Source organism: Micromonospora arida (assembly GCF_003857035.1).
Taxonomy (GTDB): domain Bacteria; phylum Actinomycetota; class Actinomycetes; order Mycobacteriales; family Micromonosporaceae; genus Micromonospora; species Micromonospora arida.
In genome coordinates this window covers 1-14,793 of sequence record NZ_QGSY01000305.1, presented here as the reverse complement: position 1 = coordinate 14,793, position 14,793 = coordinate 1, and the positions used below count along the sequence as shown (strand labels likewise).

The window sequence follows — 14,793 nt, the reverse complement described above, 5'->3', positions numbered from 1 at the left end:
GCCGAGGTCGGGCCGGGGCGAGGGCGGGGCCCCGGCCCTGCCCTCGGGGCCCCGCCCTCGCCCCGGCCCGACCTCGGCGATCTTGCAGTTTCTGTCGCGGATACGCGAATAAATGCCCCTTATGCCGGGACAGAAACTGCAAGATCGCGGGAGGGGGCGGGGCGCGGCCAGAGCCTCAGCGCACGTGACCGTCGCCGGTGACGACGTACTTGGTGCTGGTCAGCTCGGGCAGGCCCATCGGGCCGCGGGCGTGCAGCTTCTGGGTGGAGATGCCGATCTCCGCACCGAAGCCGAACTCGCCGCCGTCGGTGAACCGGGTCGAAGCGTTCACCATCACCGCCGCCGCGTCCACCCTCGCGACGAAGTCGCGGGCCGCGCTCGCCGAGTCCGTGACGATCGCCTCGGTGTGCCCGGTGCCGAAGCGGCGGATGTGCGCGACCGCCGCGTCCAGCGAGTCGACCACCGCCACCGAGATGTCGGCGGACAGGTACTCGGTGGCGTAGTCCTCCTCGGTCGCCGGGACCACGGCGGCGGAGTGGGCGGCCACCTCGGGTGAGCCGTGCACTGTCACCCCCGCCTCGGCGAACGCGGCCAGCACCGGCGGCAGGAACGCGTCGGCGATGCCCGCGTGCACCAGCAGCGACTCGGCGGTGTTGCAGGTGGACAGGCGTTGCGTCTTGGCGTTCAGCGTCACCGCGACGGCCTTCGCCAGGTCGGCGGCGGCGTCGACGTAGACGTGGCAGTTGCCCACCCCGGTCTCGATCACCGGCACTGTCGACTCCTCGACCACGGTGCGGATCAGCGACGCGCCACCGCGCGGAATGAGCACGTCGACGAGACCCCGGGCGCGCATCAGCTCCTTGACCGAGTCACGGGAGCTGGCGTCGAGCAACTGCACCGCGTCGGCGGGCAGACCGGCACCGGCGACCGCGTCACGCAGCACCGCTACCAGCGCGGCGTTCGAGTGCGCAGCCGACGACGACCCGCGCAGCAGCGCCGCGTTACCGGACTTGAGGCAGATTCCGGCGGCGTCCACCGTCACGTTGGGCCGCGCCTCGTAGATGATGCCGACCACCCCGAACGGCACCCGGATCTGGCGCAGCTCCAAGCCGTTGGGCAGGGTGGACCCGCGGACCACCTCGCCGACCGGGTCGGGCAACGCGGCCATCTCACGCAGCGCGTCGGCGATGCCGGCGACCCGACCCGCGTCGAGCGCGAGCCGGTCCAGCACGGCCGCGCTCAGCCCGGCCTCACGGCCGGCCGCCAGGTCCGTCTCGTTCGCGGTCAGGATCTCCGGGGTACGCGACACCAGCGCGTCGGCCATCGCCACCAACGCGGCGTCCTTGACCGTGCGCGTGGCCACGGCCAACTCCGCGGCGGCGTCCCTCGCCCGTCGCGCCTGCTCGGTCACGCTCATGCCGGCACTCCGCTGCGCTGCGTGCCGCCCTGAGGCACCACCGCGCTGATTCGATGATTCGCTCGCTGACGCTCACTCATTGTCGACTCCTTAGAGCAGCACCAGGTCGTCGCGGTGGACGACCTCTCGTTCGTACGCCGGGCCGAGCGCCGCGGCGAGTTCGGACGTGGAGCGGCCGAGTAGCCCGGGTAGCTCCACCGCGTCGTAGTTGACCAGCCCTCGGGCGACCGATGCGCCGGCGGTGTCCACCAGGTCCACCGGGTCGCCGGCCGTGAACGTGCCGTCCACGGCGGTGATGCCGGCCGGGAGGAGCGACTTGCGCCGCCCGACGACGGCGGCCACCGCGCCCGGGTCGAGGTGCAGCCGCCCCCGGGGCGAGGTGGCGTGGGCCAGCCAGAACAGCCGGGCCGTCGGGCGTCGCCGCTGCGGGTGGAAGAGCGTGCCGACAGGTTCGCCGGCCAGCGCCGGCGTGGCCAGGTCAGCGGCGGTGAGCACCACAGGGATGCCGAAGCCGGTGGCGATCCGGGCGGCCTCGACCTTGGTCACCATGCCACCGGTGCCGACGCCGGACCGGCCGGCCCCGCCGATGGTGATGCCGGCGAGGTCCGTGTCGTCGCGCACCTCGGCGATCCGGGTCGAGCGCGGGTTGGTGGGGTCACCGGTCCAGAGCGCGTCCACGTCGGAGAGGAGCACCAGCAGGTCGGCGTGCACCAGCGCGGCCACCAGGGCGGCCAGCCGATCGTTGTCGCCGAACCGGATCTCCTGGGTGGCCACCGTGTCGTTCTCGTTGACGATCGGCACCGCCCGCAGGTCGAGCAGCTTGCGCAGCGTCCGGTACGCGTTGCGGTAGTGCGCTCGCCGGGTCACGTCGTCGACGGTGAGCAGCACCTGCCCGACGGTGCGGCCGTGGCGGGCGAAGCTGGCCGCGTACCGGCCGATCAGTAGCCCCTGCCCGACGCTGGCGGCGGCTTGCTGGGTGGCCAGGTCGCGCGGGCGTCGGGACAACCCGAGCGGGGCGAGCCCGGCGGCGATGGCGCCGGAGGAGACCAGCACCACCTCGCGCCCTTCGGCGGTGAGCCGACCGAGGGTGTCGACCAGCGTGTCGACGCGCTCGTCGGCCAACCCGCCGGTGGCGGTGGTCAACGAGGAGGATCCGATCTTGACGACGACCCGCCGGGCCGTCGTGACTGCGTCGCGCACCCGACCATTCTGCGTGGTCACGGCCGCACCGCCCGGCGACGTTCCCATATGGTGGCCGATTGTGACTCCAGACGAGTACGTCGAGGCGGTGCTCGACCTGGTCGAGCGGATCCCGGAGGGCCGGGTCATGTCGTACGGCGGGGTGGCCGACGCCCTGTCCGAACGCTCGGGGCGTGCCTCGGCCCGGTTGGTCGGCAACATCATGGCCCGGCACGGCGGCTCGGTGCCCTGGCATCGAGTGGTGACCGCGGGTGGTCGACTGCCGCCGGGGCACGAGCGGGAGGCCCGGGCCCGGCTGTTGGCCGAGGGGGTGCCGCTGCGCGGCGAGGGTGTGGACATCGCGGCGGCGGGTTGGTCGCCTGACGAGGGGTTGTGATCACCGACGGGCGTGATCGTGGTGGCCGGGACGTGCCCCACACCGACGGTGCCCCGCCCCGGCGGGGATCGGGGCGAGGCACCGTGCGGTCGTTCAGAGTGGGAGTGGGGACGACACCTCGTTGTCGTTCCGTTTCAGGTCGGGCCAATGGCGGTCCTGTGCGTCGCAGTGAACGACGAGGAACCTCCGGGTGATCGCGTCAGGCCCCGGCCGGCCGGGCACCAACTGGACGAACGTGTAGCGACGCGATTCACCGACCGGCACCCCGGGCAGCAGGCACGACGGTTGATCGGCCTGCGGCGCCGGGTTCGGGTCGCACCGGGACCAGTCCCCGCCGGCCCGCTCGCCGCCCTCGATGGAGTGGAAGGCGACCTGGGCCGCGTCGACCGGCCCGGCGTTGGTCACTGTGAAGACCGTGGTGAGTTTGCGTCGGGTGTCCGCCCCCGGAACGTCGACGAGCTGGTGCGTCATGGTCATCCGTAGGTCGGTGAGTCGGGGGTCCTTGCCGAATGCCGTGGGGCCGTCGGTCTGAGCGAATCGCTGCCCGTCCCACCGGTACGTCCGTACCTGCTCTCGCCGCAGGTAGCTCGGTGTGCCACAGCACGGCACGATGTCGGCCACGCGCACCTCGACCGACCCGTTCCGGTTGATTTCCACCGCGCGAATGTCGTCGAACCCGTCGCCGGTCCGGACAACACGGCCCAGCGTCACGATGTGGCCGTCGCGATCCCGGTCGAAGGCCACCACCTGCTTCGCCGACGCCTCGCCGTACCGGCAGGCGACGACGGCGATGGTCTCGACGGCCCTGTCACCGTCGACGTCACCGTGTTCGAACGCGTCGTCGGTGAGCATCGACACGTAGGTGTCCGTCGTGTCGGTCTTGAGCCGAACCTTCGAGGTGGTGCAGCCGCCCTCCATCTCACCCGGCGGCCAGGTCGGCAGGTCGACCCGGGTGGCGAGCAGTTGGGCCCGACTGATCCGTCCGTCCGGGGCGTTCGGGGTGCTCGTGGTCGCCGACGGCGGCGTGGTCGGTGTGGGCGTCGGCGGTGCCGAGGTCGGCGGGGTGGTCGGTTGCACGGACTCCGCCGGCGCCAGCGGGTTCCGGTCACCGCGTAGCGCGGCGTTGGCGACGACCGGGGCCACCACCAGCACGACAGCCGCGGCGGCCACGGCCACCGCCGTCATTCGCCGCCGTCGGCGCAGCAGTTGCCGGGCCTCGTCGGGACCGGGACCGGCGACGTGGCTGATCACGTCATTGCGGTACGCGCCGAGCCGCTGGCGCAGTCGCGGGTCGAGGTCAGACATCGCACACCCCATCGGTGTTCTCGTCGAGCAGCCCGGCCAGGGCCGTCCGACCTCGGTGCAACCAGGACTTCACGGTGCCCTCGGCCACTCCTTCCTGGGCGGCGATCTCGTTGACCGACAGGTCGGCCAGGTAGTGCAGGATGACCGCCCGGCGGTGGTTGGCGGGCAGTTGGGCCAGCGCCGCGTCGATGGCAACCCGGTCGGGCGTCGGGCCGGCCACCTCGGCCTCGGTGCGCCGTTGCCGCAGCAGGTGGTTGCGGGCGGTGCGCAGGCGTCGCCAGCGGCTTCGGGCCAGGTTCCAGGCGACCTGCCGGACCCAGGCGACCGGGTCGTCGTAGCGGATCAGCCGGTCCCAGCGGGCCAGCGCTCGGTAGAACGCCTCCTGGGCCAGGTCCTGGGCATGGCCCAGGTCTCCGGTGTACGCGCACAGTTGGGCGGTCACGCTGCCGAAGTGCGCGTGGTAGAAGTCGTCGAACGTGATCGTTTCCTCGACCACAGCACCGGCCGTCCGGGCCGCCGGTGGCTCGTTGGCGCGGGCCCCCATCATCGCTGTCACTGCCCCTCCCCCCGTCAGCGCCGGGCTGGTGTGCCATTGGCGCCGGTAACACTCTGAGACTGCGGAGGTGGTTGCGGGGTCCGCTGCCGGTTACCCGACTGTGTGGTTGTCCGGGACGGGCCGGTGGGTTGATCACCGGATGAGGGGATGTGACCCCCGACTCAACGTGAGTAACATTCGGGCCCATGAAAACGCCGCCGGGCCCCGGCTCGCTGCCTCGACGGGTGCACGCCGGCTACGCGCTCGGCTCCCTGGCGACCGGCGCGTTCGGCACCGTGCCCGGTCTGCTGCTGCTGCCGTACCTGACCGACACGCTGGGCGTGGCCGCCGGGCTGGCCGCGTTGCTGGTGTTGCTGCCCAAGGCCTGGGACGTGCTGGTCAACCCGGTCGCCGGGCGGATCTCCGACCGCACCCGATCGCGGTGGGGCGCCCGCCGGCCGTACCTGATCGTCGCCGGCCTCGCGCTCGCCGTGCTGTTCGCGTCGATCTTCGCCGCGCCCTTCGGTAACGGTCCGGGCGCCGCGGCGTACGTGGCGTTCGCCTTCCTCGCCACCGCCACCGCGTTCGCCTTCTTCCAGGTGCCGTACGTGGCGATGCCGGCGGAGCTGACCGACGACTACGCCGAGCGCACCCGGTTGATGACCTGGCGGATCGCGGTGCTGGCGTTGGCCATCCTGGTCTCCGGCGCGGTCGCGCCGCTGGTGGTGAGCGCCGGTGGTGACGGTGTGGCCGGGCACCGCTGGATGGGCCTGTTCGTGGCGGTGCTGATCGCCCTCGGCGCCCTCGGCGCGTTCCTGGGCACCCGGTCCGCGCCGACCGGCACGGTGGGCGAGAGTGAGCCGACGCTGCGCGCCCAGCTCGCCGTGGCCGGTGCCAACCGCCCGTTCCGGGCACTGCTGATCTGCTTCGTGGTGCAGTCCGCCGGGGTGGCGACGATCCTGGCCGGGGTCAACTACTTCGCCGGGCAGATCCTGCGTGACGAGGAGAGCGGGCCGACCCTGCTCTTCGTCTGCTTCGTCGGGCCGGCGCTGCTGGTGATGCCGATCTGGGCCCGGATCGGTGCCCGGCTGGGCAAGCGGACCGCACTGGTGGTCGCCTCGCTGATCCTCGCCGTCGGTGCGTTCGCCCTGGTCGCCGCGCCGGTGCTGCCGCCGGTCGCCGTCTATCTCGTGGTCGCGCTGATCGGCGTGGGGTACGCCGGGCAGCAGGTCTTCGCGCTGGCGATGTTGCCGGACTGCATCGCGCACGAGACGGCGCGCACCGGTCGACGGCAGGCGGGCGTCTTCACCGGGCTGTGGACCGCCGGGGAGACCTTCGGCCTGGCGCTCGGCCCCGGCATCTACGGACTGGTGCTCCAGCTCTCCGGCTACGTGTCCTCCGACACCGGCTCGGCGGCGGCCCAGTCCGACACGGCGAGGCTGGGCGTCCTCCTCGGCTTCACGCTGATCCCGGCCCTGCTGATCGCCCCGCCGATCCTCCTGCTCCGCCAGTACACCCTCACCGCCCACAGCGACCTGGTCGACCATGGAGTTGTGTCGGGGGACGAAAGCCGTTGACCGTCACGAGAAGGGCACCGTAACTCGATGATCGACGAGAACAGGTTTGAGGCTGGAGCGCTTTGCGCTACCGGGGTTCCGGCGGAACGGGTTCTGGAAGAGGTGCGGGAGCTGCGGTCGAGTGACGCGCCCACCCACGGGGGACGGCTGTTCGCGTACGTCTACGACCCGGCGGTGCCCGGGCTGGACGAGCTGGCCGCCGCCGCCCACCAGGAGAGCGCGCACGTCAACGGGTTGGACCCGACCGCGTTCCCGTCCCTGCTGGCCATGGAGAACGCGCTGGTCGGCGCCGCCGGCCGGGTGCTCGGCGCCGGCCCCGGGACCACCGCCCCGGACGTCGTCGGCAGCGTCACCAGCGGCGGCACCGAGTCACTGATCCTCGCCGTCAAGACGGCCCGGGACGCCCACCCCGAGATCGCCGCACCCCGGATCGTGGTGCCGTCGAGCGCGCACGCGGCATTCGCCAAGGCAGCGCACTACCTACGGGTGGCGCTGGACGTCGTGCCCGTCTCCCCGGAGACGCTGCGTCCCGACCCGGCCGCGATGGCCGCCGCGATCCGCCCGGAGACGGTGCTGGTCGCCTGCTCCGCGCCGTCGTACGCGCACGGGGTGGTGGACCCGGTCACGCAGATCGCGGCAGCCGCGGCCGAAGCCGAGGTGCGTTGCCACGTGGACGCCTGCTTCGGCGGCTGGACCCTGCCGTACCTGCGTCGGCTCGGGGAGCCGGTGCCGCCGTTCGACTTCGCGGTGCCCGGGGTCACCTCCATCTCGGTCGACCTGCACAAGTACGCGTACGCGCCGAAGGGGGTGTCAGTGCTGCTGCACCGCGACGCCTCGCTGCGCGCCCCGCAGTACTTCGCGTACGCCGACTGGCCCGGCTACACCATGATCAACCCAGTGATCGCCTCCACCCGCTCGGGCGGCCCGATCGCCGCCGCGTACGCCACGTTGCGGCACCTCGGCGACGAGGGTTACCTGCGGCTGACCGCCATCACCCGGGACGCGGTGGCCGGGCTGGCCGATGCGGTCCGCGCCGTCGACGGGCTGCGGCTGATGGCCGAGCCGGAGTCGACAGTCGTCTGCTTCACCGCCACCGACGGTGGCCCCGACCTGTTCGTCCTGGTCGACGAGCTGACCGCGCGGGGCTGGCACACCCAACCCCAGCTGTCGTACGACGGTCTGCCCACCAGCGTGCACCTCACGGTGACCGCCGCGGTAGCGCCCCGGGTCGCCGAGTTCGGGCCGGACCTGACCGACGCGGTGGCCGCAGCCCAGGCGGCCGGTCCGGTCGCCCTTCCACCGGAACTGACGGCGCTGGCGACGTCGCTGACCCCGGACGCGCTGACCCCGGAACTGGTCGCGGGCCTGGCCGCCGGGCTGGGCATGGGCGGCGAGACCGATGGCGCGCCGCTGCCGGAGCGGATGGCGGTGGTGAACACGCTGCTCGACGCCGCGCCGCCGGCGCTGCGGGAGCGGCTGCTGGTCGAGTTCGTCGGGCTGCTGCAACGTCCCACCTGGTGACCGGAGCGCCGGCCGCGTCGTACGCCCCCGTGGCGTACGACGCAGCCGGCGACCGTCAGCCGTAGGTCAACCTCATCTGAACCAGGTTGTCGGCTCTGTTGACCTCCGGCAGGACGTCACGTTCGCTGTCCATCGGCTCGACCTCCACGTCTGCCTTGTTCGTGCTCAGCGTGATCCCTTCGAGCACCCGGAAGTCCAGGTCCAGCCGCATCTCCGCCCCGGCGGCCAGCTGACCCAGGCGGCAGGTGATCGGTTCGACGCTCTCGTGGACGCCCGCGCACGTGCCCCACCCGTCGACGTCCGCGCGCACCACCGCGGGCACGCCCAACCGCAGCACCACGTGGGCGACCGGGCCCGTGCCCCGGTTACGAACCCGCACCGTGGCCGTACCCGTCCGGGAGCCGTCGTCGGCAGTTCTCAGCACGAGGTCACCGGTGGTGACGGCGAGGTCCGCCAGGTTCGGGTTCGGACCGAAGCTCGTTGGCCCGGAGACCTGGCTGAAGGCGTCACCCTTCCAGCGGTAGCCCCGCCACTGCCGTTGTGACCACTTGGCGTTCCAGCCACCCCCGGGAGCGATGTCACCGACCTGAACGCGAACCGTGCCGTCGCCCACGACATCCAGCGCGAACAGCCACTCCGGCTTGTCGATGGTGGTCGTGACCACCCGGCCGACCGTCGTCACCTTTCCTTCCTTGTCGCGGTCGAAGGCGACCACCTGCATCGGCCCGCGGGTGCCGAGCACGCACTGCACAAGCGCCACCGTCTCCACCGCGCCGTCCCCGTCGATGTCGCCGTGGTCGAGCGCCAAGAGCGAGTTCGCGCCCTCCCGGGCATCGGCGGTGAGCCGCGTCTGCGACGTCGGGCAGCCTGGTCCGGCCCGCCATGCCGGCAGGGTCACCGGCACCCCCAGCAGTTGGGCCCGGCTGAACCGGCCGTCCGGCACTGTGGTGGTCGGGCTGGAACTGGTCCCGGCAGCGCTGGGGGTTGGCGTTGGCGTCGGCGGCGGCGTCGGCGACGCCGACACGCTCGGCGTCGGCTCCACCGGACCGGGCCGGTGGTCCGGGCCGCTCATCGCCGCGTATCCGAGGGCAGACCCGCCGAACAGGGCGAGCGCCGTCGTGGCGGTGGCAGCCAGCCGACGCCGGCTGCGGCCTCGTACGGTCCGTCGAACGGCGGCGGGCCCCGGCGCCTCGACCTCCGTCAGCGCGGTACGGCGGTAGCGGGCGAACTCTTCGGCGAGGTCAAGGGTCTCCTGCTCAGACATCCCGCACCTCCTCATTGGTGTCGCGTAGGTGGGTGGCGAGTGCGGTTCGGCCCCGGTGCAGCCAGGACTTGACCGTCCCTTCGGCGACCTGTTCCTGAGCGGCGATCTCCGCGACCGTCAGGTCGGCGAGATAGTGAAGTACGACGGCCCGCCGCTGCTTCGGCGGCAACTTCGCCAACGCGGCGTCGACGGCGACCCGGTCCGGGCTCGGCTCCGCGACGTGTGTCTCCCGCTGCCGCAGCAGCCACAGCTGGGCGGTCCGCAGCCGCCGCCAGCGGTTGTGGCCGAGATTCCAGGCGACCTTACGGACCCAGGCCAGGGGGTCCTGGTATCCGGCGAGCCGGTCCCAGCGGGCGTACGCCCGACAGAACGCCTCCTGAACCAGCTCCTGCGCCTGCCCACGGTCGCCTGTGTACGCGGTCAGCTGCACCACCAGGCCGCGGTAATGGGCGTGGTAGAAGTCGTCGAAGAGCAGCTCTGCCGGCGTGGAGGTTGCGGTTCCCGGTGGGTCCGGCGGGGGGTCACCCACCCGCACATCTCGTGTCACAAGCACTCGTCCTCCCCGTGGCGACTGCGGGCGTCGTGTTCGCCAGCACCGGTCACACAAGCGAGCGCGCCGGTAGGTTGCGCGTCAGTCGCTGCCGATCCTTGTCGGCTCCGGGACAGTTGGTGGGCCGCTCGCGCCGATCACTGCCGGACCGCACAGACGCCGCCTGTGATTCACTGTCGGTGAGGAGAGGGGGCGGTCGTGCAGCTGCCGGCAGTGCTCGGTGAGCCGATCCGGTTCGTGCTGAACTGGGGGCGCCGCTACTCGCTCTGGGTCTTCAACTTCGGTCTGGCCTGCTGTGCCATCGAGTTCATCGCCACCAGCATGGGTCGGCACGATTTCATCCGACTCGGCGTGATCCCGTTCGCCCACGGCCCCCGCCAGGCCGACCTGATGGTGGTCTCCGGCACGGTGACCGACAAGATGGCTCCGGCGATCAAGCGGCTCTACGACCAGATGCCTGAGCCGAAGTACGTCATCTCGTTCGGTGCCTGCTCCAACTGCGGCGGCCCCTACTGGGATTCGTACTCGGTGACCAAGGGCGTCGACCAGCTCATCCCGGTCGACGTGTACGTGCCCGGCTGCCCGCCCCGGCCGGAGGCGCTGCTGCACGGCATCCTGCGCCTGCAGGAGAAGATCGCCGCCGAGCAGTCCGGCATCGGGGGTGTGCCGCAACGGGACGTGCTGGCCGCACCGCTGGACGCCCCGCCCCGCGAGGCCGCCGCCCCACGTTCGGTCGACTCGCTCACCGCCCCACCGGTACGCCCACCCGCCGCGAGCTGAGAGCGGTGGGCCGCCACCCGGAGTTGATCCGGGCGGCGGCCGTCCGCGGGTTGGTCAGCTGGTCGACAGGGCCAGGTTGAACGTGACGGTGTTGTCGCTCGGGTCGACGTCGGGAACAATCTCGTTCCAGTAGTGGGTCGCCAACTCCACGGTGATCGGGGTCGACTCGTCCGCCGGGTCGGTCGGCCGGCTGATGAACAGCGCCACCTCGCGCTCCTCACCCTGCATCAGCAGCCCGCCCGGCACGAATGCCTGTGGGCCGTACACCGGGCCGTCGAAGGGCTCGGTGAACCGGATCGTCGACCCGGCAGGCAGCTGCGTGGCAGTCAGCGAGTTGGCGAGTTGCCGGGCGTCACCCGCGTACCGGACCCGGAGCGGCACCCGCCGGGTGTTCTCGGGGCCGTCGGTCACCGGGCCGGCCAGCTCGACGGACGCGTTCGCCTGGGTGTCCTGCACGTACGTCTGCGGGCGGGCCAGCTTGCCGTCCAGGGAGCGGAACTGGGCGCTGAACGGAACGGTGCCCAGCGATCCGGTTTCGTACGAGTAGGCGGTGACCAGGCCGCCCGCCGCGATCATCGGGTAGCTGCGGGAAGTGGTCAGCACCTGGAATTCCACTGTTGCCCTGCGGGACTCACCCGGGGCCAGGTCGTTGCCGCGCGGCAGGGCGCAGGTGCGGACCAACAGCCCCTCCTCCACGCCGTCCGACTCGCAGCGTGACTCCACGCCCCCGGAGAAGGAGCCGGCCACCGCCTCACGGACCTGGAAGTAGAAGCCCTGTGTGCTGTCGCTGTTGTTGGTGATGGTCACCCGAAGGCTGCCCTGGTAGCCGCGTTCGGTCGGCTCAAGCACCAGCCGGCTCAGTGAGAACGTGGGAGCGTCGGCGGAGGCCGACGGTGCGGCAGCGGCCGGTCCGGCCCCGCCGATCGTCGCCGTCAGGCCGAGCAGTGCGGCGGTGAGCAGGGTCCCCGTTTTGTGAAGCATCTGTATCTGGTCCTCCATGGTCGACGCCCGGCGAGGGACCTGTCGCCCGCGCTTGGCAGCGACGCGATCGACCGACGTGACCGTGGTGTCCGGGCCCCCGCGCCGTGACCCAGGCAGCATGATCGATGGATGGGCCGAACGCCACCCCGTTGTGGACCCGCCGCACTAGCCTGCGCACTATGAGCAGCTCAGCGGACCAGCGGTCCACCCACATCGTCGACGTGCTCACCGAGGAGTTCGGCGCGTCGATGGCGATCGACCCGGCCGCCTTCCGCCGCAAGTTCCGCAAGATGGCGGCTTCGCCGTTCGCCTTCTACCGGGGCAGCGCCGCGCTGTTCTACGCCGACCAGCTCGGCGACTTCGCCGACGACCGGTTCCTGAACGAGCAGACCAGCCGGGTGTGGATCCACGGTGACCTGCACGCGGAGAACTTCGGCACCTACATGAACGCCTCCGGGCAGCTGGTGTTCAACGTCAACGACTTCGACGAGGCGTACGTCGGGCCGTTCACCTGGGACCTGCGTCGGCTCGCGGCCAGCGTGGCGCTGCTCGGCTACGGCAAGGCGCTCTCCGACACGGCAATCGGCGAGCTGGTGGCGGGGTTCGCCAGGTCGTACCTGACCGAGCTGCGGGCCATCGCCGCCGGTGGTGACGACGCGATCGGCTCGATCACCCTGGACAACGCCGACGGGGTGCTGCGCCGGGTGCTCCAACGGGCCCGGCTCAACACCCGCGTCGACCTGCTCGCCGCGCAGACGACCATCGACAACTACGAGCGACGTTTCTCCATCGGCGACGGGGTCTTCGAAATCGACGACGCCACCCGGGACCTGGTCAGCGCCGCCTTCCAGGACTACCTGGGCACCCTGCCAACCGCCTCGATCCAGCTGCGCCCGGTGGCGGCACGGATCAAGGACGTGGTGCTGCGCAAGGGGGTGGGCATCGGCTCGGCCGGGCTGCCGTCGTACAACCTGCTGCTGGAGGGGCACACCCAGGCGCTGGAGAACGACGTCGTCATCTACATGAAGCAGGCGCAGGTGCCGGCCGTGGCGCGGTACGTCACCGACGAGTCGGTCCGCGGCTACTTCCAGCACCAGGGGCACCGGACCGCCGAGTCGCAGCGGGCGTTGCAGGCGCACGCCGACCCGTGGTTGGGCTTCACCGAGCTGAACGGGGCCGGTCAGCTGGTCGCCGAGGTCTCCCCGTACGCCGCCGATCTGGACTGGTCGGACGTGAACGAGCCGGAGGAGCTGACCGGGGTTCTCGTCGACCTTGGCCGGGCGGTGGCCCGGATGCACTCGGTCGCCGACGACGAATCCAGTCACGACCTGGTGGACTACTCCACGGAGGAGGCGATCGTCGCGGCGGTGGACGCCGACGAGCCGGGATTCGTCGCCCACCTGGTGGATTTCGCGCACGCGTACGGGGTGCGTGCCCGCCAGGACCATCAGCTCTTCGTCGACCTGTTCCGCAACGGTCGACTGCCGGGCATCTGATCGGGCGCGGCGTCGCTCAGGACGCGAACTCCAGCACCACCTTGATGTCGTCCGGCCCGGGGGTGTACGCGTCGGCGTAGCGGTTCACCGGCACCCGGCGGGTGATCAGCGATTCGAGCCAGACCTGGTCGGCGCGGGCGAGCGCCTCCGCGGCCATGGTCCAGTGCCGCCGGTTGGCGTTCACCGACCCGAACACCACGTTGTTTTCCAGCACCAACGCCCGGTTGAGAGCCCCGGCGTCGAAGTCGATGATCCGGCCACCGCTGGACACCCCGGCCAGGCAGACGATCCCGGTCGGGGCCGCCTTGCACATGACGTCGAGGACCACGGTGGGAGCGCCGGTGCACTCGATCACCACGTCCGGTTCGAAGGGCAGGTCGTTGACCGGCACCGTGTGGTAAGTGGCGCCGAGCCCGGCGACCAGCTCCGGCTTCGGCCCCTCGGTGTTCCGGTCCAGCACGTGGACGGTGAGCCCACGCTGGGTGCCGAGCAACGCGGCCAGCAGACCGATCGGCCCGGCCCCGGTCACCAGGACGGTCTGCGGCTGCCACTCGGCCCGGTGCCCGATCCGCTCGATGTGGTCCCAGGCCTTCGCCACCACACTGGTCGGCTCCAACAGCACGCCGACCTGGGCCAGCGTCGGGTCGAGCGCGACCGCGAACTGCGGCTCGACCCGCCAGCGGTCGCGGGCGAACCCGGCCAGTCCCTTGATGCCGTGTTCGGTGTACTGGCCGTTGCGGCACATGTCCCACTCGCCGACCGCGCAGTTCGGGCAGGGCACCGGATCGGGATACCGGACGATCCCGGCCACCAGGTCGCCAGGTTGCAGGGTGCCACTCGGGTCCTCGATCACCCGGCCCAGTGACTCGTGCCCGATGACCAGGCGGTCGGCACCCGGTGGCGCCTCGCCGTACTCCCCGGCGATGATCTCGTGGTCGGTGCCGCAGATCCCCACCGCCAGCGCCTCGACCAGGACAGAGCCCTCTTCGGCAGCCGGCTCCGGCTGATCCTCGACGAGGTTCAGCGAATTGGCGACCCCGGGCCTCACTGTCACAGCGCGCACGCCCCCATCTTTCCCCGCCGAGGCGTGCGCCGCGCCCGAAGCCGGCAGATCGCTGGGCATCGGCGGCGGCCAGGTGCGGGCCCGGCCGGCACTAGGATCAGCGGCATGACTCCCGAAGAGGTCGGCGCTCGACTGGTCGCGCTGCTCGCGCCGGTTGAGGCGACCCCGTCGGTCTCCGGCGGGCAACGCTTCGCCCGGGCCACCGTCGATGTGCCGCCCGCGAGTTGGCTGACCGCGATTTCCGCCGCCCGTGACGACGCCGAGCTGGCCTGCGACTTCTTCGACTGGCTCTCCGCTGTCGACGAGTTGGCCGAGGGCTTCGACGTGGTGGCGCACCTCTGGTCGACGCGACTGCGTCACGGCCTGCTGCTGCGTACCCGGTTGCCGCGCGGCGCGCCCACGGTCGCCTCGGTGGTCGACGTCTATCCCGGTGCCGCCTGGCACGAGCGGGAGACGCACGAGATGTTCGGCATCGACTTCGCCGGGCATGGGGAGCTGCTGCCGCTGCTGCTGCCGCCGGAGTTCGAGGGTCACCCGCTGCGCAAGGAGTTCGTGCTGGCTTCCCGGGTGGCGAAGCCCTGGCCGGGTGCGAAGGAGCCGGGCGAGTCCGAGGCCGGCGGCGGACGTCGGCCGATCCGCCCGCCTGGCGTTCCCGCTCCGGGCGAGTGGGGGCCCACGCCCACCCCGGCCGGCGCCGGCCGGGTGGGGGAGGGCCCGCGCGGCGGCAC

Annotated in this window: 14 protein-coding genes; 6 read left to right on the top strand and 8 right to left on the bottom strand. The window is 71.8% G+C overall.

All coding sequences use genetic code 11. The annotated features are described in order from the left end of the window. Positions 1–175: 175 nt before the first annotated feature. Together DLJ58_RS30580 and proB are read right to left on the bottom strand one after the other, a co-directional pair. Positions 176–1,417 (bottom strand): glutamate-5-semialdehyde dehydrogenase, encoded by a 1,242-nt coding sequence (locus DLJ58_RS30580; protein ID WP_124861706.1) that lies wholly within the window; start codon positions 1,415–1,417, stop codon positions 176–178. A 90-nt stretch (positions 1,418–1,507) separates the two neighbouring features. Further along, on the bottom strand, positions 1,508–2,665 hold the full coding sequence (gene proB / locus DLJ58_RS30575) for a glutamate 5-kinase (protein WP_124861703.1): 1,158 nt from the start codon (positions 2,663–2,665) through the stop codon (positions 1,508–1,510). A 13-nt stretch (positions 2,666–2,678) separates the two neighbouring features. Between proB and DLJ58_RS30570 the strand changes: the two genes are divergently transcribed. Beyond that, positions 2,679–2,993, top strand: a complete 315-nt coding sequence (locus DLJ58_RS30570; RefSeq protein WP_124861700.1) for an MGMT family protein — start codon at positions 2,679–2,681, stop codon at positions 2,991–2,993. A 93-nt stretch (positions 2,994–3,086) separates the two neighbouring features. On the opposite strand, the gene DLJ58_RS30565 is transcribed toward DLJ58_RS30570, so the two are convergent. Together DLJ58_RS30565 and DLJ58_RS30560 are read right to left on the bottom strand one after the other, a co-directional pair. Beyond that, complete coding sequence (locus tag DLJ58_RS30565; RefSeq protein WP_158629647.1) at positions 3,087–4,298, bottom strand: hypothetical protein; 1,212 nt, start codon at positions 4,296–4,298, stop codon at positions 3,087–3,089. Further along, positions 4,291–4,854, bottom strand: a complete 564-nt coding sequence (locus DLJ58_RS30560) for a SigE family RNA polymerase sigma factor (protein ID WP_425271360.1) — start codon at positions 4,852–4,854, stop codon at positions 4,291–4,293. Before DLJ58_RS30560 ends, DLJ58_RS30565 begins: the two co-directional genes overlap by 8 nt. Positions 4,855–5,039: 185 nt before the next feature. Here DLJ58_RS30560 and DLJ58_RS30555 point away from each other — a divergent pair, with 185 nt between their 5' ends. Both DLJ58_RS30555 and DLJ58_RS30550 read left to right on the top strand, forming a co-directional pair. Further along, positions 5,040–6,410 carry an MFS transporter gene (locus tag DLJ58_RS30555; RefSeq protein ID WP_124861695.1) on the top strand — a complete coding sequence of 457 codons (1,371 nt, stop codon included), beginning with the start codon at positions 5,040–5,042 and terminating at the stop codon, positions 6,408–6,410. A gap of 27 nt (positions 6,411–6,437) precedes the next feature. Beyond that, positions 6,438–7,931 carry a pyridoxal phosphate-dependent decarboxylase family protein gene (locus DLJ58_RS30550; RefSeq protein WP_124861692.1) on the top strand — a complete coding sequence of 498 codons (1,494 nt, stop codon included), beginning with the start codon at positions 6,438–6,440 and terminating at the stop codon, positions 7,929–7,931. 55 nt (positions 7,932–7,986) lie between these two features. Here the strand turns inward: DLJ58_RS30550 and DLJ58_RS30545 are convergent, their stop codons facing one another. Further along, complete coding sequence (locus DLJ58_RS30545; protein ID WP_124861689.1) at positions 7,987–9,195, bottom strand: hypothetical protein; 1,209 nt, start codon at positions 9,193–9,195, stop codon at positions 7,987–7,989. Then, complete coding sequence (locus DLJ58_RS30540) at positions 9,188–9,724, bottom strand: RNA polymerase sigma factor (protein WP_244219199.1); 537 nt, start codon at positions 9,722–9,724, stop codon at positions 9,188–9,190. Before DLJ58_RS30540 ends, DLJ58_RS30545 begins: the two co-directional genes overlap by 8 nt. A gap of 219 nt (positions 9,725–9,943) precedes the next feature. On the opposite strand from DLJ58_RS30540, the gene DLJ58_RS30535 reads away from it, so the two are divergent. Next, the gene (locus DLJ58_RS30535) at positions 9,944–10,525 is read left to right on the top strand and encodes an NADH-quinone oxidoreductase subunit B (RefSeq protein WP_124861683.1); all 582 of its coding nucleotides are present in this window, start codon (positions 9,944–9,946) and stop codon (positions 10,523–10,525) included. Between the two features lie 54 nt (positions 10,526–10,579). On the opposite strand, the gene DLJ58_RS30530 is transcribed toward DLJ58_RS30535, so the two are convergent. After that, the gene (locus tag DLJ58_RS30530) at positions 10,580–11,506 is read right to left on the bottom strand and encodes a hypothetical protein (protein ID WP_124861680.1); all 927 of its coding nucleotides are present in this window, start codon (positions 11,504–11,506) and stop codon (positions 10,580–10,582) included. A gap of 179 nt (positions 11,507–11,685) precedes the next feature. Here DLJ58_RS30530 and DLJ58_RS30525 point away from each other — a divergent pair, with 179 nt between their 5' ends. After that, positions 11,686–13,002, top strand: a complete 1,317-nt coding sequence (locus DLJ58_RS30525) for a DUF2252 domain-containing protein (protein WP_124861677.1) — start codon at positions 11,686–11,688, stop codon at positions 13,000–13,002. 16 nt (positions 13,003–13,018) lie between these two features. Here the strand turns inward: DLJ58_RS30525 and DLJ58_RS30520 are convergent, their stop codons facing one another. Next, positions 13,019–14,065 carry a glucose 1-dehydrogenase gene (locus tag DLJ58_RS30520; RefSeq protein WP_124861675.1) on the bottom strand — a complete coding sequence of 349 codons (1,047 nt, stop codon included), beginning with the start codon at positions 14,063–14,065 and terminating at the stop codon, positions 13,019–13,021. 105 nt (positions 14,066–14,170) lie between these two features. On the opposite strand from DLJ58_RS30520, the gene DLJ58_RS30515 reads away from it, so the two are divergent. Continuing rightward, on the top strand, positions 14,171–14,793 hold a 623-nt coding region (locus tag DLJ58_RS30515), incomplete at its 3' end, for an NADH-quinone oxidoreductase subunit C (RefSeq protein ID WP_148098020.1).